This window comes from Asticcacaulis sp. P4_H10, assembly GCF_056400965.1.
The window spans coordinates 315329-334708 of the sequence record NZ_JBFUKH010000005.1; the positions used below are offsets into that span (position 1 = coordinate 315329).

Below are 19380 nucleotides of genomic sequence, written 5' to 3' on the forward strand. Positions count from 1 at the left end.
GCTAATACGAAAATTGAAACACAAATTCTATATCTAACTATCCGAGATCGCGGCGCCGCTGCTCGTGAAGGTCGAAGACTGGCGCTCGATCAGCGCGAAATCACGGACTTCGCGCACGGGTGCAAACTCGCGGCCCAGCCGGCGTGAGCGAATCTGCTCCAGCAGCAGGCGCACGCTGGCCGCGGCCATGTCGGCGATCGGCTGGCGCACCGTCGTCAGCTCGGGCCAGACGGATGACGCCATGGCCGTGTCGTCGAACCCGACGATAGTCAGTTGGTCGGGCACGTCCAGTCCCATGCGATGGGCGGTGGCGACGGCACCGGCGGCCATGTCGTCATTGCTGGCGAAGATGGCGGTCGGACGCTGCTTATGGCTGAGGATGCGTTCGGCGGCGTCGAAACCCGAACGGTAGGTGAAATAGCCCTGAGCGATCAGGTGCGGTTCGGCCGACAGCCCCGCCTTGGCCATGGCGGCCAGGAAGCCATCGAAGCGCAACTGGCTGGCATAGGCATTGGGATGGCCCTTGATGAAGCCGATGTCACGGTGGCCAAGTTCGACCAGCCGGCGCGTCATGGCAAATGCCGCCTTGTGGTCATCGATCGAGACCGCACAGATGTCCGTCGCCGGACGCGCCGCCGCCACGCCGACGAATGGCAGGTTCATATCCTGAAGCAGCTTGGCTACGCGCGTCGAATCGGACAGGGGCGGCGAGAGGACGACGCCGTCGCAACCATTGTTTTTCAGCTTCTCCAAAGCCGCAGCCGCACCTTCGGGGCCTTCACACGATTCGATCAGAAGCTGGGTGCCCGCCTGCGAGCTTTCGCCCAGGATGCCCAGCAGGAATTCACTCAAGAAGGCCACGGACGGGTTGGAATAGAGCAGGCCGACTCGCGCCGCGTCCTGGGTCGCCAACGAGCGCGCCGCCAGGTTGGGCGAGTAGTTGAGCGCCTCAACGCTGGCCAGAACCTTGGCGCGGGTCTCCTCGCGCACGTTCTTTTCACCGTTGATAACGCGCGATACCGTCATGGGCGAGACGCCGACGTGCCGCGCGACATCATGGATTGTCACGATATTGCCACCGCGGCGGCCGACCTTACGCGCCAAGCTCAATCCTTTTTCGTCGAAATGGTCCGGTAGAATCGTCCGGACACTTATCATTCAAGGGGAACACCCATAACGCGCATCGTACAGATTGGCAAATTCATAGCTTATTCGCGCGAAGCCGCCCGGGATTTAACAGCAAAAATCTTTTAAGTGGCAAAAATGCGCCGACATAGTCTGATTGCACGTTCGTATAAAAGCGCTTGCCAAGTCGGCGACGGTTTGCCGATATCAGCGCACAACGAAAAAACGGAGGCAGAGATGAAACGACTTGGATTCAAAAGATGGCTTTGCGCATTGACAGCGCTTACTGCCGCAAGCGCCGCGCAGGCGGCGCCCGAATTCGCGAAAGTATTCAGCGACCACGCCGTCCTGCAGCGTGACGTGCCTTTGAAAGTCTGGGGCCAGGCTGCGCCGTCCCAGGTGGTGAAGATTGCGCTGACCGGCAATAACGGCACGACGCGGACCGCCGAAGCCACAGCCGGACCCGACGGCAAATGGACAGCAGCCCTGACGGCCCTGCCGACCGGTGGCACCTACACATTGACGGCCACCGACAGCAGCGGCGCAAAGACGCTCAGCGACATCCTGATCGGTGACGTCCTGATGTGCGGCGGCCAGTCGAACATGCAGTTTCCGGAACGCCTGTCGACCGGCGCCTGGGGCGATATCGGCAATTCCGCCAATGCCAATCTCCGCTTCATGATTGTCCAGAATGACACCCAGCCCGCGCCGCTGGCCGACATCGGCAAGCCTACCAGGTGGCAGGTCGTCGGCCCGGACACCGTCGGCGAAGCCTCAGCCGTCTGCTATCATATGGCCAAGGCGATCCAGAAGGAACACAATGTGCCGATCGGCATGATCAACTCCTTCTGGGGCGGCACGACGATCCAGAGCTGGATCAGCCCGGCGTCCTTGCGTACCCTGCCGAAATATACCGCCGGCCTCGACACCCTGGCGCTGCTGGCCAGCGACCCCGCCAAGGCCAAGGCCCAGCAGGTCAAGGCGGACGAGGCCTGGTGGGACGCCCACGACAAGGCCAACAAGGCCAATCGCGCCTTCATCGCGCCCGCCTTCGACGACAGCAAATGGGCAACGATCACTGCCGACAGCGGCTGGAAGGACTCAGGCATTGCCGAGCTGAAAAGCTTCGATGGCGTCACTTGGCTGCGCACCACCGTCACCCTGACGGCGGAACAGGCCAAGACCGCCAACCAGCTGCAACTGGGGCCCATCGATACCTACGACTCGACCTGGGTCAACGGCACCTGGGTCGGCAGCACAGGCATTTCGTGGGTGTGGCGTGACTATCAAGTCCCTGCCGGCGTCTTCAAGGCCGGAGCCAACACTATCGTCGTTCGCGCCTTGGGTGGCGGCGGCCTGAGCGGCCGCGCGTCCAACCGCTTCGTGAAGATGAGCGACGGCCAGGCCGTGCCGATCCCCGCGACATGGAAGTACAAGACCGGCATGGCTGCCAAGGGCCTCAGCATTCCGGCAGCACCTTGGTCGGTGCCGACCAGCCTGTCGACCCTGCACAACGCCATGATCGCCCCCCTCGCCGGCTACCGCGTCAAGCTGGCGGCCTGGTACCAGGGCGAGGCCAATGCCGGCGAAGCGGCCGAATACCGCACTCTGTTGCCTCTGCTGATCGCCGACTGGCGCAAGAGCTTCGACGATCCGCAGATGCCGTTCTTTGTCGCCCAGCTGTCGGCCTTCGGTGACGTCGCCACCAAGCCGGTTCAGTCGAACTGGGGGGAACTGCGCGAAGCCCAGCGCCTGGCCGTCAATGCCGATCCCCGCGCGGGTCTGGCCGTGACTGTCGATTTCGGTGATCGCACCGACATCCACCCAACGCAGAAGGTCGTGGTCGGCCAGCGCCTGGCGCGCAATGCCCGTGCTATTGCCTATGGCGATAATGTCTCGAACGGGGGCCCGGATGCCGTCAGCGCCACGCGATCGGGCAATGACCTGGTCGTCACCTTCCGCAATACCAATGGCGGTTTGCGCACCTACAGCTCCGACACCGCTATCGGTTTCGAAGCCTGCAAGGACGGCGCCTGCCGCTATGTCACAGCCAAGCCGCAAGGCGACACGATGGTGCTTAGCGGTGCGGCGGATGCCACCTCAGTCCGTTACGCCTGGGCGGATGCGCCCTACGTCAACCTCTACAGCGCCGACGACCTGCCCGCCGGGCCGTTCCAGCTGGACGTGAAATAATGCGGCGCCGGGCCCTCCTTGCCGCCGGATTGAGCCTGCCGTTCGCCGCGGCCTGTGGCGCTTCCGTGGCGCAAGGCGGGCTCACCCTGCCCGACATGCCGCTGCACGATCCGTGGATCGTGGCGGACAAGGCGTCGGGCACCTATTATCTCTACACCTCCAATATCGGCCGCATCAGCGGTGAGGCCGGTATCGGCGTCATGGCCTATACCAGCCGAGATCTGCGCAACTGGCAAAAGGCACAGCGCGTCTTCGCCCTGCCGCAACGCATCTGGGCCAATGCCGGCTGCTGGGCGCCGGAAGTCCATGCCTGGAAGGGCCGCTACTACCTGTTCGTCACCGTCCATAATGACGCGTTTCCCCTCCCCGGCAATGGCGACGGTTCGGGCGAGAAGCTGATCCGCCGTAGTACCGTCCTGGCCGTTTCCGACAGCCTGGACGGGCCGTTCACCGTCGTGCGCGACGCCGAACCCGTCGTCTCCAAGGACCTGATGACGCTCGACGGCACGCTCTATGTCGATACCGCCGGCCAGCCGTGGATGGTCTATGCCCACGAATGGATCCAGACGCGCATCGGCACCATCGAAGCTGTGCCGCTCGACGACGATCTCAAGGCCAAGGGCCCGCCCATCCTGCTGTTCAAGGGCTCGGACTCGCCCGACGCCACGCCGCAGCGCGAGACCGGCTCGGTCGTCACCGACGGCCCGGAGCTTTATCACACCGGCAATGGCAATTTGGTCATGCTCTGGTCGAGCTGGGGCGCGGACGGCTATATCCAGACCCAGGCAATATCAGAAAGCGGCAAGCTGGAAGGCCCGTGGAAGCAGTTGCCACACATGCTGGGCAAGGGGTCTGGCCACGGCATGGTCTTCACCACCTTTGACGACCGGCGCATGCTGATCGTCCACCGCCCGTTCAAGAATGCCCGCGGCAAGCTTTATGACATCGACGACGAGGGCGACCGCATCGTTATTGTCTCGCCGCGTCCGGACCTCGATCTCGATCCGGCCCCACTCTATCCCAATCCGCTCATCGCGAAATAAGGACCCAATCATGCGCCCTTCCCGCCGCCAGCTTATCGGTTCCGCCGCCGCCCTGGGCGCCATTCCTGCCGTCTCCGCAGAAGCCGCTCCCGCGCCCTTTAAGGCCAACTGGGACTCGCTGGCCGCAGGCTATCGCACGCCCGAATGGTTTCGCGACGCCAAGCTTGGGCTTTGGGCGCATTGGGGGCCGCAATGCGTGCCGGAACACGGCGACTGGTATGGCCGCCAGATGTATATCCAGGGCAATCATGTCTACGACCACCATGTAAAAACCTACGGCCATCCGGCGCAGTTCGGCTTCATGGAATTCCTTAAGGACTGGAAGGCCGAGAAGTTCGATCCGGACGGACTGGTCGGTCTCTACAAGTCGGTTGGCGCAAAGTATTTCGTCGCCATGGCCAACCACCATGACAATTTCGATCTCTATGATTCCAAGTACCAGAGCTGGAACGCGGTCAATATCGGCCCCAAGCGCGACATCTGCGGTGATTTCGAAAAGGCCGCCCGCAAACACGGCCTGAAATTCGGCCTGTCGAACCACGCCGCCCACGCCTGGCACTGGTGGCAGACCGCTTATGGCTACGACGCCGAAGGTCCGGCCAGGGGCCTGCGCTATGACGCCGCCCGCCTGACCAAGGCCGACGGCAAGGGCAAGTGGTGGGACGGTTACGACCCGCAGGAACTGTACACCGGCCCGTTCGGCGACATGCCGCCCAAAGACGGCATTTCTTCCATCGCCGCCATGCAGCAGCATATCGACAAGACCTCTGGCGGGTGGCCAGAAACCGTGCCGCCCAACGGCCAGTACTATGCGAAGAAATGGCTGCTGCGCCAGAACGACATGGTCGATCGCTACAAGCCCGACCTGGTCTATTTCGACGATACCGCGCTTCCGCTGGAACAATACGGCCTCGACGCCGCCAGCTACTACTATAACCAGAGCCGGAAGTGGCACGGCGACAACCAGGTCGTGGCGACGGGAAAGCAGCTCACCGACCTGCAGCGCCGCGCCATCACCGAAGACATCGAGCGCGGCTTCTCCGACCGGCTGCGGCCGATCCCGTGGCAGACCTGCACCTGCCTCGGCAACTGGCATTACGATCGCGGCCTATATGAGCGCGACGGCTACAAGCCCGCCAAGCAGGTCATCCAGCGCCTCACCGATATTGTCGCCAAGAACGGCAATATGCTGCTGAGCGTGCCAGTGCGCGGCAATGGCGAGATCGACGAAAAGGAAGTCGCTATCCTGGGCAGCATGAAGGCGTGGCTCGACGTCAATGGTGATGCCATCTTTGCCACCCGCCCCTGGGGCATCTACGGCGAAGGTCCGACCAAGGCGGTCGAGGGCCACATGCAGGAAAATGCCACCAAGCCCTTCACCCACGAAGACATTCGCTTCACGACCAAAGGTGGCGCGCTCTACGCCATCGCCATGGAGTGGCCGGAAAGCGGCTTCCTCAATATCCGCGCGATGGCCGACGGTTCCGCGCAGCGCAAGGGCACGGTCGAACGTGTCGAACTGCTTGGTCACGGTGAACCGCTGCGTTTCGAGCTGGGCATGGACGGCCTGGCGGTCAAGCTGCCCGAAGCGCGTCCGGCCTTTACGCCGGCGCTGAAAATCAGCGGTGCGGGTTTGGTATAAGCGGTGTAAGCTGGGCACAACGAAAAATGGGGAAACGCACCATGACCAAAGCCATCGCCATTATCAGCCTGGGCGTCGCCGCCCTGGCGCTTGTCCAGTGTTCACCCAAGGCCGATGCGCCCGCCGCGTCAAGCTCTGCGCCGGCTGCGGTTGACTACAGCTACGATATCGCACTGAGCTTCACCCCGGCAGCTCTTGAAAAGATCAAGACGCGCGGCAGCCAGATGGAAATCTCGGCCCTCTATTACGGCAATGCCCGGCCCTCGACCGTGCAACTCGCCGATGCCAAGGACGGCACCATCCACCTCAATACCGACAAACTTCAGGTCGAGGCGAAGGACCAGACGGTACATATGACCGGCGCCGGTGCGCAGACCGAGAACCTGCAGCACATCACCGGCCAGAAACCTTTGGTCCTGATCAACATTTATTCGACAAAAGCCGGCGCAAAGGACGGCCTGATCGGCTGCGGCGTCTTCCAGGACTATGTCGAAAGCGCCCAGGCCAAGCCCGTCGCCATCCACTGTGATCTGAAATAACGAACCGTCAGAACCGGATTGGCCAATCGCGGATGATGATGTTCTGCGCCTTGGCGGCTGCGATGACATCGGGACGCTTCTTCAAGGCAGAGACGGCGGCATTGATCGCCTTGCTGCGTTCCGAATAGGCGATCGGTGGTTTGGCGTTCTGCATGGCCATGATGGCTTCATCGCGGGCAGCGGGGCTATTGATAAAGGCAATAAACGCCTTGGCGGCGCCTTCGGTGTCACCCGCGCACAGATAGATTTTGGGATCGGTCAGGCCCGACGACGTCGTCGCCATGGCCAGCGACACGTCATAGCGCATCGTGTCCTTTTGATAGCCGTAAGCGCAGCCCTGCACCGCAGCCAGTCGACGCTTCTGGCTGTCGTCCAGTTGCGTGAAGTCGATATTGGCTTCAAGCGCCAGCGCGTCCTGGTCGCGGCCAAGGCTGATCAGGAACTCCATATAGGACGCCGTGAAATTGAAGGTCCCGGCGCCCTTCATGACATTGGCGCCTTCCTTGTACAGCGCCAATGCCTCTTCCGTCTTGCCGAGTTCGGCCAGCAGAATGGCCTTGTCGCGGATCAGGTTCGGATAGGTGTTCGGAAGCTTGAACTTCTCCAGGCCGTTGACGCGGATCAGTTGCAGGACGCCGTTCAGCTGGACCAGGGCGATTTGCTGTTCGTCGGCTGCACGCTGCAGCAGGATCAGGTAGCGCAGGCCCGGCAGGTCGGTCGGCGTATTGGCGATATAGGTCTGGACGTCCTGGATCTGCTGACGCAGCACCGGCATCACATAGGCCGGCTGGACGCCGGCATCGCTGATCAGGCCGTCGCCCTGGCTGATCGGATAGATCAGGGCATTGTCGGCGATGTCGGCGCGGAAGAGATCGGCCAGAACCTTGTCATTGGCCTTGACGGCTGTGCGCAGGCCATCCAGCCGCAGGAAGTCGATAACCAGCCGGCCCGATGGATCACGGAGCTGCCAGCCGGCGCGTTGCAGCGATGCCAGAAGCACACGGCGGCGCTCCAGCTTGACGGTCAGCAGCGTGCCCATGACCGTCATGTCGGTCAGCTTGTAGGCAGTCGAGGAAAAGCGCGTCGTGGCCTCGGCCAGGACGTCGGCGGCCGCGTCGGTCTGCTTCGCGCTCAACAATAGGAAGATGCGCAGGTCGTAGCTGGCGACCGTGGCGCCCGGATGCTTCAGGCTGTTCTCGGACAGGGTCAATGCCGCCGGCAAACCGTTCAGCGACAGCGTACACAGGATGCGCTGGAAGCGAAACTGTTCAGCCAGGTCCGGGTCGCCCTTCAGCAGCTCCGGATCGTCCCAAAGCTGCGCGAGGGCGGGCAGGGCTTCATCGCACTTGCCCGACTGCATGGCGGCGGTCGCCTGCATGATGTTGAGCGCGGTATTGGGGCTTGAGGCCGGGGCCGTGGCCGTGGCCGTGGCCGGTGCAATCGTGGCCGTATCGGCGTGGGCAGGCATGACGGCAGCGGCGCTTAAGGCCAATACCATCAGGCTGACAGGTGCCAAGCGCCGCAAAGCCGAAATCATGAAAAGCCCCCACCATCCATCGTGTTAACTAGGGTTAACCGAAAGACGGCGGGGCGGCAAGCAGGTGCACCGATTGCGGTAATGCAAATCGCTCCGCTGCGGCATATTTGTCCTGCCGCGGAGCGATCATACGCGCCAAATCATACCGATCGCAGAAGAGTCAGGCCGAACCCTATAGCCAGGGCGACGCCGGCGAGACCGGAAATCCAGTAGAAAAAGAATAACAGCCAGTAGGTCACTGGAAACCGCGTCTTTTCCACATAGGTCTTATGCAAGGTGCGGATGCGGCGACTGTACAGAGAACCCCAAGCCCAGCCGATGTAACACAGGCTGATGGCGGCAATACCGATGGGAAAAAAGAAGAGAATGGCTATTTCCATCTCACGCCTAGGGCTTCAGAGCGGGCGCCCAGACAAAGCCGGTGCCCTTGGCCTTGACGGTGCCGACGCCCGGATAAGGGAAGTGCGGCGAGAAGATCAGCTGGCCGCTCTTGGCCAGTTCGGTCAGCAGTTCCTTGCGGCTGTCGCGCGCGGTCGGCTTGTCGCCATCGAACTGAATGAACCACTCGGGCCTGGCCAGCGAAATGATGGAGGAGTGGGCGCTGTCGCCGATGGCCAGCAGCATCTTCTTGCCGGAAGTGATCTGATAGGCGGTGTGGCCCGGCGTATGCCCCTTGACCTCGACCGACTTGATGGCCGGCGAAATCTGCGCTCCAGGCGCGAAGGTTTCGACCTGGGGCGTGACGGCGGCGACAATGGCGTCGGCCTGGCCGCTGCTCTTCACCGAGTCCCATTCGGCAGCCGTCAAACGCACCTTCGCGTTCGGAAAGGCCGGTTTGCCGTTGCCATCAATCAGCCCGCCGATATGATCGCCGTGGCCATGCGAGATCAGCACATCGGTGATCTGATCCGGCGTGACCCCGGCCTGCTTGAGGCTGGCGACCAGCTTGCCGCCCTTCGGACCAACGCCGGTATCGATCAGGATCAGCCGGCTGCCATCCTTGACCAGAAGCGCATCGACGCTAAGCGTGATCTTGTCGGTGGGCGCACCGGCGTCCTTGAGGACGGTCGCCACGGCTTCAGGGCCGGCATCGAGACCAAATACCTTGGCGTCATTGGGCATGACAAACTGGGTGTCGTGCAGCGAAACAAGTTCCAGGCTGCCGACCTTGAAAGGCTTGGCGGCGACATCGGGAATGGCCGGTTCGGCGGCGCAGGCTGTGCCCACGGCGAGAATGGAAACGAGTACAGACGCAAAACCCAGACGCAACTTCGTTCTCATGTTGTGACCTTTTCGGATGCTATTCCCCAGCGAAAGCGATGTAGCATCGTAAACAGGTGTGGAACAGGGCGTTTGACCAATATTGGCATGTCGACTACAATGTGTTCACTTCGAACACAGCAGGTTCATATGGCCGATACATTCTCTGTGCGTCTCCCCGATGATCTCAAGGCTGAGGTCGAAAAGATAGCTGAGGCCACCAACCGTTCACGCGCTTATATCGTCAAGGAGGCAGTCGAGGCGTACGTCGCCGACCACCGCGCCTATCTTGCCGCGCTGGACGAAGCTATTTCTGAGGCGGACAAGGGTGTATTCGTGTCAGGTAATGCCGCCTTGGCTTGGCTGGAAGAACTGAAAACCAATCCGCAGACCCCCGCGCCAACGCCGGACGTCTTTAAGAAATGAGCCTGATCCTGCTGCCAAGGGCGGTCGCGGATATTGCTCACGAGGTAGCCTATCTGTCGGAACAGCATTCTTCCGCCGCTGAGGGATTTCGACTGGCAATAGTCGCTTCCCTACGCCTTATCGAGCGCAATAACGCTGTTGGCCGCCACAGCCAGACCGCCGAAATCCGCGAATGGTCAGTGCCAGACTGGCCCTACGTCATTCCTTACCGCATCAACGGGTCTGACGTTGAAATCCTGCGCATCTGGCACACCAGCCGGCGTCAGCCCAAGCAGTGGTAATCCTGCCTCTTAAGGTTATGGGGTGTGGGGTCCGCGCCCCCACAGACTTTCCCTGATATCAAAGAAAAAGCCTGACCCCAAAAGGCCAGGCTTTTTCTTTGATTTTAAAAGACTTGGGGCCCAGGCCCCAAACCCCATAGCTTAAGAGTCGAGGAACGACCGCAGCTTCCGCGACCGCGACGGGTGCTTCAGCTTGCGCAGTGCCTTCGCCTCGATCTGACGGATACGTTCGCGCGTCACCGAGAACTGCTGGCCGACTTCTTCCAGCGTGTGATCTGTGTTCATACCGATCCCGAAGCGCATGCGCAGCACCCGCTCCTCGCGCGGCGTCAGAGACGCCAGCACGCGCGTGGTGGTTTCGCGCAGGTTCGACTGGATGGCCGCATCGATCGGCAGGACGGCATTCTTGTCCTCGATGAAGTCGCCGAGGTGCGAATCCTCTTCGTCGCCGATCGGCGTTTCGAGCGAGATCGGTTCCTTGGCGATCTTCAGGACCTTGCGCACCTTTTCCAGCGGCATGGCCAGCTTTTCGGCCAGTTCTTCCGGCGTCGGCTCGCGGCCGATTTCGTGCAGCATCTGACGCGACGTGCGGACGATCTTGTTGATCGTCTCGATCATGTGGACCGGGATACGGATAGTCCGCGCCTGGTCGGCGATCGAGCGCGTAATCGCCTGACGAATCCACCAGGTCGCATAGGTCGAGAACTTGTAACCACGGCGGTATTCGAACTTGTCGACCGCCTTCATCAGGCCAATATTGCCTTCCTGAATGAGGTCAAGGAACTGCAGGCCGCGGTTGGTGTACTTCTTGGCGATCGAAATAACGAGACGCAGGTTGGCCTCGACCATTTCGGTCTTGGCCTGACGGGCCTCGCGCTCGCCCTTCTGGACCGTCTGGACGATGCGGCGGAAGTCGTCGACCGCCACGCCCATATCAGTCGCCAGTTGCGTGACATCGCCACGGATGCGAGCGATGGCGCCGGAGTCGTTGTCGATGAACTTCTGCCAGCGCACGCCCATCTCGCGCACCTTGTCGCCCCACTGCGGGTCGAGTTCGCGCGAATAGTAGGCGGTCAGGAATTCAGTCCGCGAGATGCCGTAGGAGTCCGCCAGACGCAGGAGGCGGCCTTCCAGTGACATCAGGCGCTTATTGATGGCATAGAGCTGCTCGACCAGCGCTTCGATACGCTGGTTGTTCAGCTTCAGTGTCTTGAGGTGACGCGTGATGGTCGAGGTGACCTCTTCGTGCGCCGCCTTGTCGGCCGGATCGACCGGTTGGCCTTCCAGCTTGGCGCTCAGGATCTTGTCCTGGACGCGGCGATAGGTCTCGAACTCGCCGGCAATGGCGTCGAGCGTCGCCATGACGCCGTCGCGCAGTTCCGATTCCATGGCCGAGACCGACGGGCCGGCGCCATCGTCGAAATCGTCCTCTTCCTCTTCTTCGACGACTTCCGGCTTCTTCTCTTCTTCGTCCATCGGGACGTAATCGTCATCGTCGTCTTCGTCGCCGGACTTCTTCTTCGGCTCCGGCTTTTTCGCTTCCACGACGGGCTGCGGCTTGGGCTCGGGCTTCGGTTCAGGCTTAGGCTCCGGCGCCTTGACGACCGGCGCAGGCGCGCGCAGCGCGATCACGCCATCATCGGCCGTTTCTTCCTCTTCGCCCTCTTCGCCCATGGCGCCCGGAGGCGGACCTTCCGACGGACCGCCGCCGTAAGTGCCTTCCAGGTCAATGATTTCACGCAGCAGGATTCGGCCCGAACCCAGTTCCTCGCGCCACACCATGATGGCTTCGAAGGTCAGGGCGGATTCGCACAGGCCGCGGATCATGGTGTCGCGACCGGCTTCGATGCGCTTGGCGATGGCGATTTCGCCTTCGCGCGACAGCAGTTCGACCGAACCCATTTCGCGCAGGTACATGCGCACGGGGTCGTCGGTACGGTCATAGGCCGAGGTCTTGCCGGTTTCAGCCAGCGCACCGGCCTCTTCGCGGACGGCGACTTCCGTCGTCTCACCCGCCTCTTCTTCTGACTCGATGACATTGACGCCCATCTCAGTGAGCATGGCCAGCGTGTCTTCGATCTGCTCGGAGGTGAACTCCTCGGACGGCAGGACCTTGTTCAGCTCGTCCATCGTGACGTAGCCGCGCGCCTTGGCCGCCTTAATGAACTTCTTGACCCCAGAATCGGTCAGGTCGAGCAATGGGCCGTCAGACGGCGTATCCGTTTCGGGTTTCTCGGTCGTCGTACTCATTGGCCGGTACCCTTCATATTTAAAAGCATATAGCTCTCCGCAACTCGACCCGCGTTCCCGGCTGGGTCACCGGACCTGCATCCGGTTTTTGTGTTATGGCGGGACTATCGTCAACGAAGCCTTAAAAGGGCCACGTGACGGTTGTGTCACATGCGTTTGCCCTAGGGTTTCGTCGTACCGTCCTGCCAGATATGTCCGCTTCTCAAGGACCGCCGCAAGGAATCACGTTCCAGCTTCAGCCGTGAAAAAAATTCTGTCCCAACCTGTTCCTTGGCAGAATTAAGAGCACGATCCAACGCCGTCAAACGCGAGACCGCGTTGAACGCCTGTATCCAGCGGGCGTGGGCATGCGCGAGATCGGTTTCCGGTGCGAGGAATGGCGCGCCTGCTTTGATGGCCGCCTTTTGGATCTCACTCAGCAATGCGCCAAGTCCTTGTTTGTGCAAATGGCGAGTTAGATTCTCTCTGTCAAGCCCCTCGTGACGAAAAGTTAATGCCACGAGATTGCGCGCCAGCCCGTCCAGCGCCCCGTCACCCAACCCATAGGCCTCAAGGCCTTCGACCTGATCGTGCATCCAGTCCGGATTATCGATCAGTCCTTGCGCAAGCGCGGCCGAGATCGGGTCGATCGAAACGGTCAGATTTTGCGCCGCCGTGCGCGACTCGGACATGGCCGGCTGGCTCTTCGGATCGGGCTTGCCGCCCGTCCATTTCCCGCTCCGGCCAGTGCTAGGCCGGTATTCCTGGTAAGGCGTTTCCGTGCGTTTAGGGGCAAACAGGTCGTCGAACTTCGCCAGCAAGTCGCGGCGATAGGTGTCGGCGAGATCCTTGTCCTCGATCAGTTGCGCAAGCGCACGCAACCGCTTTTTCAGGCCCGCCTTGCGTTCGGGCGTCTCCAGGCTTTCGGCCTCGGCCTCGCGTGCAAACAAGACCTCGACGAATGGCTTGGTGTGGCCGATCTGGTCGCGCAGCACCAGGGCGCCTTTTTCACGCAGAATTTCGTCGGGGTCCTTACCGCCCTCGAGAAAGCAGACCTTGAACGACTTGCCGGGCTTGAGCTTCGGCAAGGCGCGATCGAGCGCGCGATAGGCGGCGCGCAGGCCGGCCTTGTCGCCGTCGAAACAGAGCGTCGGCTCCGGATGGCGGCGCCACAGGATGTCGATCTGTTCTTCGGTCAGGGCGGTGCCGAGCGGCGCAACGGCGGCGATCTTGGCGCGCTGGCAGGCGATGGCGTCCATATAGCCTTCGACGACGACCAGTTCCTCATGCGTCTCTTCGGCCCCCAGCAGTTTCAGCGCCTTGGGCAGGCCGAACAGCATGCTGCCCTTGTGGAACAAGGGCGTTTCGGGGCCATTGAGATACTTGGCTTTTTCGTCCGGATTAAGCGCCCGGCCGCCGAAGCTGACGACGTGGCCGCGCTGATCCTCGATCGGGAACATCAGCCGGTCGCGGAACCGATCATAAGGCGCCTTGCCGTCGACCTCAATCAGCAGGCCGCATTCAACCAGTTCGGAAACCTTGGCGCCTTTCTGCACCATGGCATCCTTCAGCGCCTGATGATCGCGCGGCGAATAGCCGAGCCCGAAGGTCGCAACATCCTCATCGGACAGGCCACGCTTTTTCAGATAGTCGCGCGCGGCTTGCGCTGCCGGTGTCTTGTCCTGCAAACGGGCGACGAACCATTTCTGCGCCAGCTCCATCCAGTCGTTCAATGACCGGCGCTTTTGTTCGGCGGCCACCGCCTGCGGCGTTACCGCCGGCAGGGCCATGCCGGCTTCGGCCGCCAACTTCTCGACTGCCTCGTTAAAGCTGAGGCGCTCGGTTTCCTGCAGGAAGGAGATGATGTCGCCGTTCTTGCCCGACGAGAAGTCGAAGAACTGGCCCTTCTGGTCGTTGACGTAGAAGGACGGCGTCTTTTCCTTGGTAAAGGGCGACAGGCCGACCCATTCCTTGCCGTTGCGGCGCAGCTTGACGCTCTTGCCTATGACGTCGGACGGACGCAGGCGGGTCTTCAGCTCATCGAGGAAATGGTCATCAAAGCGCACGGGTTTAATATAGACGTTCACTGAGCAAATGGCACGGCGGCATTCATAATTGTTAACAGCCGATTCGTGAAATGTTCGGAGCCGCGATTAATGATTTCGTTTTAAGCATTGCGCTGGTAGGCATAGAGCAAGGATCGACGGAGGCTCGATGAACCGCATTCTGACACTGATCGCTTTGTCGATAGCCTGCGCCAGCAGCTTGGCAACCACTGCCAGCGCCGCCACGAAGCCGTCTGCGCCGGCCACGTTCACAACGAAAGACGCGCAGATCCTGACGCCCGACGGTCGCGAATTCATCGCACGCGGCGTAAACCTGCAATATGGCGATCACCCTGCTCAAGCCCTGCCCGCCGTCGCCGCCATCGACAGCGTCGGCGCCAATATGATCCGGCTCCAGCTGCGGCGCGACACCACCGCCGGCCAGTTGCGTCAAGCCCTCGATGAAGCTGTAAAGCACAAGATCCCGGTCATGGTCTTCTACTGGGAAAAGGACATTACCTGCGCGTCCGACAGCGCGCTCTTGCGCAAGGACAGCGAAGCACTGTGGCTGAAGCGCTGGGCCGGGGTGCTGAAGGAACCGAAATACCAGCCCTGGATCATGCTAAACATCGCCAATGAGTGGGGCACGTCCAAGGATGGCTTCAAGGACTACACGGCGACCTATACCGGCCTGATCAAGGCGTTCCGCGCCGAGGGCTTCCGCGCGCCGATCGTCATCGACGCCGCCGACTGCGGCCAGACCACGGCCAGCTTCACCGAAGGGCGCGGCAAGGCCTTTGTCGAAGCCGATCCGCTGAAAAACCTGATCGTCTCGGTCCACGCCTATCATCACCTGTGGAACAGCGCCGGCCTGATTGACGACAATATCTCGAAGCTGAAGGCGACCGGCCTGCCCTTTGTGCTTGGTGAATTCGGCGACCGCGAGCTCAATGAGGACGGCCACACAGTCGACCACCTCTACCTGATGCAGTCAGCAAATGCGCAAGGCATCGGCTGGCTGGCCTGGAGCTGGAAGGGCAACGGCGGGGCGACCCGCGTGCTGGACATGTCACAGGACTATGGCAAGGTGACGCTGACCCGCCGGGGTGAAGAGATCGTCAAAGCCTGGGGCAGGCCTAAAACAGCGAGGTAACCGCCATGAAAGTGACCACGACCAACTCTATCGAAGGCAGCAAGATCACCACCTACCTCGGCGTCGTCACCGGTGAGGCGATCCTGGGCGCCAACATCTTCCGCGACTTCTTCGCCGGCATCCGCGACATCGTCGGTGGCCGCTCGGGATCCTACGAAGAGGTGCTGCGCAGCGCGCGCGACGCCGCCTTGCGTGAGATGGAAATGGAAGCGCAGAAACGCGGCGCCAACGCCATTGTCGGCATCGATATCGACTATTCGACGGTCGGCCAAGGCAATATGCTGATGGTCAGTTGTTCCGGGACGGCAGTGACAATCAGCTAAAGCGTCCTATCTGACGGGCAGTATCCGTACCATGCCTAAAATGCGTCTTGAGAAATCCGGTCCCCTGCCAGACGGCCACTGCGTGCCTGACCTGCTAACGCCCGGTCTGAAGGTCGTGTTTTGCGGCACGGCACTTGGGCGCGTCTCGGCCGAACGCAAAGCCTACTACGCCAATCCTGGCAACTTCTTCTGGCGGACCCTGCACAATACTGGCCTGACGCCAGAACGCGTGCAGCCGGAGGATTATGCCCAACTGCGCGATTTCGGAATCGGCCTGACCGACCTGTGCAAGGCGCACTTCGGCAATGACAATGAATTACCCGACGGTGCGCTCGACGCCGGGGCGCTGCGGGAAAAAATTCTGAGGTTTCAGCCACGCATTCTGGCCTTTACCAGCAAGACGGGCGCGGCCACATTTCTTGGCCGACCGACCAGCGCGATCCCGCTTGGCTTTCAAACGGAAACGGTCGGTGAGACGCGCATTTACGTCCTGACCTCGCCGTCCGGCCAGGCGCGCATCTTCTGGAGGCAGGACGTGTGGCAGGCCCTGGCTGATACCGTCAGAGCGATGCCGTAGAGCGATATGCCGAAAACTGTGCATTGACCTGACGCCCCTGTGCCCCTATGTGTCCGGCCGTTTGCCCGCACCCCATATAAAGTGAGTCCCCGAAATGACCGACCAAGCCCCCACCGACCTGCTGCCCGGCTGTACCGGAGTGCTCGTCCTGGCGGACGGCACCGTTTATCAGGGCCTGGGCTGCGGCGCTGCCGGTGAGGTGCTGGGCGAGGTCTGCTTCAACACCGCCATGACTGGCTACCAGGAAATCCTGACCGATCCGTCCTACATGGAACAGATTGTCGCCTTCACCTTCCCGCACGTCGGCAATGTCGGCGTCAATGCCGATGACGTCGAGCAACTGGGCAATGACCCCAAGCGGGCGGCCAAGGGCGCGATCTTCCGCGACCTGCCGACGCCGCCGGCCAACTGGCGCTCGACCCTCAGCTTCAATGACTGGCTGACGCAGCGCGGCGTCGTCGCCATTGCCGGCATCGACACGCGGGCGCTCACCAAGCGTATCCGCGACAAGGGCATGCCGCACGGCATCGTCGCCCATTCGCCGACAGGTGCTTTCGACATTCCGGCCCTGATTTCCAAGGCGGCCAGCTGGTCGGGCATTGGCGGTCTGGACCTGGCGCCTGCGGCCACCTCGGCCCAGTCGTCGACCTACACTACCGACCTGTGGCAGTGGCCGCAGGGCTATGCCGACGGCACAAAGAAAAACTTCAAGGTCGTGGTCATCGACTACGGCGTCAAGCAGAACATCCTGCGCGCCCTGGTCGATATCGGCGCCGACGTCCAGATCGTGCCCGCCCAAACCTCAGCCGAAGAGATCCTGGCCCGCAACCCCGATGGCGTGCTGTTGTCGAACGGTCCGGGCGACCCCGCCGCTACTGGCGAATACGCCGTCCCCGTCATCCGCAAGCTGGTCGATGCCGGCTTGCCGGTCTTCGGCATCTGCCTGGGCCACCAGATGCTCGCGCTCGCGCTCGGCGCCAGGACGATCAAGATGGGCCAGGGCCACCACGGCGCCAACCACCCGGTCAAGGACGAAACCACCGGCAAGGTCGAGATTGTGTCGATGAACCACGGCTTCGCGGTCGATCGTGACAGCCTGCCCGAAGGCGTTGTCGAAACGCACGTCTCGCTGTTCGACGGTTCGAACTGTGGCATCGCCATGGCCAACAAGCCGGTCTTCAGCGTCCAGCACCACCCTGAAGCTTCACCGGGCCCCGTCGACTCGCTCTACCTGTTCGAGCGCTTTGCTCAGTACATGCGCCAACACCAGACCGTTGAAGCCTAGGGGCGCAGACCTCAGCGAATTATTGCACCCGGGCGGCCGTGACGGCCGCCCTTTTCTTTGTCTGCCGGTGTTCCCAAACGCCAAAGGCCAGACCGATCAGTGGCAGATAGCCTCCGAACAGGTTTAACGCCGTGACATAGGCATATGCGCCCAGGTGCAGCCACCGGAAGGCGAAGTGGACAGCAAGAATGGCCACATTGGCGGCGGCAACGAAAAATACCCATGGGCGCCGCGAGTGGATTGCCAGCCCGCCAACAGCAACAAGCGAAACCACATCAATTGCGATGGCTAACCAGCCAGGACGGTGACCTTCCAGCGGAGCTGACATCATATTGAAGCTCCAGCCGGCGACGATGATAGCCGCCATAGTCCTTTCTGGCCCTCCCCCGCGCCAGAATGCCCAGCCGCAAATCAAGAAAAAACCGACCCAGGCCCCGTATTTGTACAAAAATTCAACGATCTCAAGGTTCAATTTGCAGCCCTTGCTTGATCCGCGAGCGATATCCGGCCACGCCGGCCGCCAGGCAGGCCAAAATGCCGTAACCGCCCCAGAAACCTGACACCGTTATGGAGGCGAAAAGGCCAGGATCGAGCGTCCGGGCGATGACATGGGTCACAACCGTGTTGACCATGCAGGCCGCGATGAAAAACGTCCAGGGCCGCCGCGACCAGATCGCCAGGACGAAGAAGGTCAGCATGGTCACAACGTCGACCACAACCGTGGTCATCGCCGGGCCACTGCCGTCATGCGTGGCGTTCAGAAACGACAGATACCAGGAAACAATCGTGATCAGCGCCCCGGTCCGCTCCGTCACGCCGCCCTGGAAAAAGGCCCAGCCGCAAATCAGAAGGCATAGGGTGCGCGCACTATATTTCCAGAAGAAGTGGATCAGCTCCCAATCCACTGCCACTTAAGCCCGCCCCGTCAGGTTCTGGATCGCCTGGATCAGGGTAACGGCGCTGGCCAGCAGGGCAATCAGGATAAGGGTCAGCCCCAGCGCCATCAGCAGAATGATGCCGATACACTCGACAATCGATCTTTGCTTCAGCCAGCCGGAAAATTTGTCGGTCCTTGGCGGAATTTCAGGCTGTTCGCGGATCAGCTGCGGCGCAAGCTCCGCATGCGAGGCGGATTCAACCTGTGCCTCCTCGGTCTCAGACGCGTCTTCGGGCGCATTGGGCGACGAATCCGGCAGAAGTTCCTGCCCACTTAACCTGCCGTCACCGCTTTCGTGACGCAGCAGTACAATGGCGGCCTCGCGGCTGGTCGCCGCGCCCAGGCGTCGGCGCGCCTCTTCGGTATGGGTCCTGACCGTCGCCTCGCTGATATTGAGCAGGCGGGCAATCTCCTTGACCTGATGGTGCCGCGCCACCAGGCGCAGAATTTCCTTCTGGCGTTTAGACAAACTGTCCACGCCCACTACAACTTTTGACTTCCCCGACACGCTCTTATCCCCAAAACTGGCCGGAATGTGCCGCACACCTGTCATTCTGGCAATGCAAATCCTCCTGACAGTTGCACGGAAACCCCTAAGGGGGAGAAACTGACCGGAAACCTTGGGTTTGCTGCCCGTTCGCCAAGCTTCCTGACCTTAATCAACACCGAACGGAATGTCGAAGACACCGAATCGATTCGCGAGCTGTTACCCGCAGGTCCCGGTCGAGGTTGGCGAAACAGTCGTGCCCCATGACAACACAGACGCAATGCCGAAAATTGTATGT

General features: G+C 61.5%; 19 protein-coding genes. 10 read left to right on the plus strand and 9 right to left on the minus strand.

The window, feature by feature from the left end; genetic code table 11:
• Window positions 1-33: 33 nt before the first annotated feature.
• Window positions 34-1104 carry a LacI family DNA-binding transcriptional regulator gene (locus AC1DON_RS11395; RefSeq protein ID WP_476934921.1) on the minus strand — a complete coding sequence of 357 codons (1071 nt, stop codon included), beginning with the start codon at window positions 1102-1104 and terminating at the stop codon, window positions 34-36.
• A gap of 258 nt (window positions 1105-1362) precedes the next feature.
• Between AC1DON_RS11395 and AC1DON_RS11400 the strand changes: the two genes are divergently transcribed.
• From AC1DON_RS11400 to AC1DON_RS11415, 4 genes are read left to right on the plus strand one after another with little or no spacing between them, the layout of a single operon-like run.
• Window positions 1363-3318, plus strand: a complete 1956-nt coding sequence (locus AC1DON_RS11400) for a sialate O-acetylesterase (RefSeq protein ID WP_476934922.1) — start codon at window positions 1363-1365, stop codon at window positions 3316-3318.
• On the plus strand, window positions 3318-4361 hold the full coding sequence (locus tag AC1DON_RS11405; RefSeq protein ID WP_476934923.1) for a glycoside hydrolase family 43 protein: 1044 nt from the start codon (window positions 3318-3320) through the stop codon (window positions 4359-4361). Before AC1DON_RS11400 ends, AC1DON_RS11405 begins: the two co-directional genes overlap by 1 nt.
• A 10-nt stretch (window positions 4362-4371) precedes the next feature.
• Window positions 4372-6003, plus strand: coding sequence for an alpha-L-fucosidase (locus tag AC1DON_RS11410; RefSeq protein WP_476934924.1), 1632 nt, complete (start codon window positions 4372-4374; stop codon window positions 6001-6003).
• 41 nt (window positions 6004-6044) lie between these two features.
• A complete protein-coding gene (locus AC1DON_RS11415) occupies window positions 6045-6542 on the plus strand; it encodes a hypothetical protein (protein ID WP_476934925.1) in 498 nt (165 codons plus the stop codon).
• Between the two features lie 7 nt (window positions 6543-6549).
• Here the strand turns inward: AC1DON_RS11415 and AC1DON_RS11420 are convergent, their stop codons facing one another.
• The 3 genes from AC1DON_RS11420 to AC1DON_RS11430 form a co-directional block, all read right to left on the minus strand.
• On the minus strand, window positions 6550-8079 hold the full coding sequence (locus AC1DON_RS11420) for a hypothetical protein (protein WP_476934926.1): 1530 nt from the start codon (window positions 8077-8079) through the stop codon (window positions 6550-6552).
• 140 nt (window positions 8080-8219) lie between these two features.
• On the minus strand, window positions 8220-8459 hold the full coding sequence (locus tag AC1DON_RS11425; RefSeq protein ID WP_476934927.1) for a hypothetical protein: 240 nt from the start codon (window positions 8457-8459) through the stop codon (window positions 8220-8222).
• 7 nt (window positions 8460-8466) lie between these two features.
• Window positions 8467-9360 (minus strand): MBL fold metallo-hydrolase, encoded by an 894-nt coding sequence (locus tag AC1DON_RS11430; RefSeq protein WP_476934928.1) that lies wholly within the window; start codon window positions 9358-9360, stop codon window positions 8467-8469.
• Window positions 9361-9489: 129 nt separating this feature from the next.
• Between AC1DON_RS11430 and AC1DON_RS11435 the strand changes: the two genes are divergently transcribed.
• Both AC1DON_RS11435 and AC1DON_RS11440 read left to right on the plus strand, forming a co-directional pair.
• Window positions 9490-9765, plus strand: coding sequence for a CopG family ribbon-helix-helix protein (locus AC1DON_RS11435; RefSeq protein WP_476934929.1), 276 nt, complete (start codon window positions 9490-9492; stop codon window positions 9763-9765).
• Window positions 9762-10046, plus strand: a complete 285-nt coding sequence (locus tag AC1DON_RS11440; protein WP_476934930.1) for a type II toxin-antitoxin system RelE/ParE family toxin — start codon at window positions 9762-9764, stop codon at window positions 10044-10046. Before AC1DON_RS11435 ends, AC1DON_RS11440 begins: the two co-directional genes overlap by 4 nt.
• Before the next feature lie 141 nt (window positions 10047-10187).
• On the opposite strand, the gene rpoD is transcribed toward AC1DON_RS11440, so the two are convergent.
• Together rpoD and dnaG are read right to left on the minus strand one after the other, a co-directional pair.
• On the minus strand, window positions 10188-12296 hold the full coding sequence (gene rpoD, locus AC1DON_RS11445) for an RNA polymerase sigma factor RpoD (protein WP_476934931.1): 2109 nt from the start codon (window positions 12294-12296) through the stop codon (window positions 10188-10190).
• Window positions 12297-12457: 161 nt separating this feature from the next.
• Window positions 12458-14341 carry a DNA primase gene (dnaG, locus tag AC1DON_RS11450; protein ID WP_476934972.1) on the minus strand — a complete coding sequence of 628 codons (1884 nt, stop codon included), beginning with the start codon at window positions 14339-14341 and terminating at the stop codon, window positions 12458-12460.
• Between the two features lie 148 nt (window positions 14342-14489).
• Here dnaG and AC1DON_RS11455 point away from each other — a divergent pair, with 148 nt between their 5' ends.
• From AC1DON_RS11455 to carA, 4 genes are all read left to right on the plus strand, one after another.
• Window positions 14490-15473, plus strand: coding sequence for a cellulase family glycosylhydrolase (locus AC1DON_RS11455; protein WP_476934932.1), 984 nt, complete (start codon window positions 14490-14492; stop codon window positions 15471-15473).
• A gap of 5 nt (window positions 15474-15478) precedes the next feature.
• Window positions 15479-15796, plus strand: coding sequence for a heavy metal-binding domain-containing protein (locus tag AC1DON_RS11460; protein WP_476934933.1), 318 nt, complete (start codon window positions 15479-15481; stop codon window positions 15794-15796).
• A gap of 31 nt (window positions 15797-15827) precedes the next feature.
• A complete protein-coding gene (locus AC1DON_RS11465) occupies window positions 15828-16373 on the plus strand; it encodes a mismatch-specific DNA-glycosylase (protein WP_476934934.1) in 546 nt (181 codons plus the stop codon).
• Between the two features lie 94 nt (window positions 16374-16467).
• Complete coding sequence (gene carA, locus AC1DON_RS11470; protein WP_476934935.1) at window positions 16468-17658, plus strand: glutamine-hydrolyzing carbamoyl-phosphate synthase small subunit; 1191 nt, start codon at window positions 16468-16470, stop codon at window positions 17656-17658.
• Window positions 17659-17677: 19 nt separating this feature from the next.
• Here the strand turns inward: carA and AC1DON_RS11475 are convergent, their stop codons facing one another.
• Genes AC1DON_RS11475 through AC1DON_RS11485 form a run of 3 tightly spaced genes read right to left on the minus strand, consistent with a single transcriptional unit; the run spans window position 17678 to window position 19064 of the window.
• Entirely contained in the window at window positions 17678-18130 is a 453-nt protein-coding gene (locus tag AC1DON_RS11475) for a hypothetical protein (protein ID WP_476934936.1), read from the minus strand.
• Window positions 18120-18569 carry a hypothetical protein gene (locus AC1DON_RS11480; RefSeq protein ID WP_476934937.1) on the minus strand — a complete coding sequence of 150 codons (450 nt, stop codon included), beginning with the start codon at window positions 18567-18569 and terminating at the stop codon, window positions 18120-18122. The genes AC1DON_RS11475 and AC1DON_RS11480 overlap by 11 nt, the downstream gene beginning before the upstream one ends.
• Window positions 18570-19064, minus strand: a complete 495-nt coding sequence (locus AC1DON_RS11485; RefSeq protein ID WP_476934938.1) for a response regulator transcription factor — start codon at window positions 19062-19064, stop codon at window positions 18570-18572.
• Window positions 19065-19380: the final 316 nt, after the last annotated feature.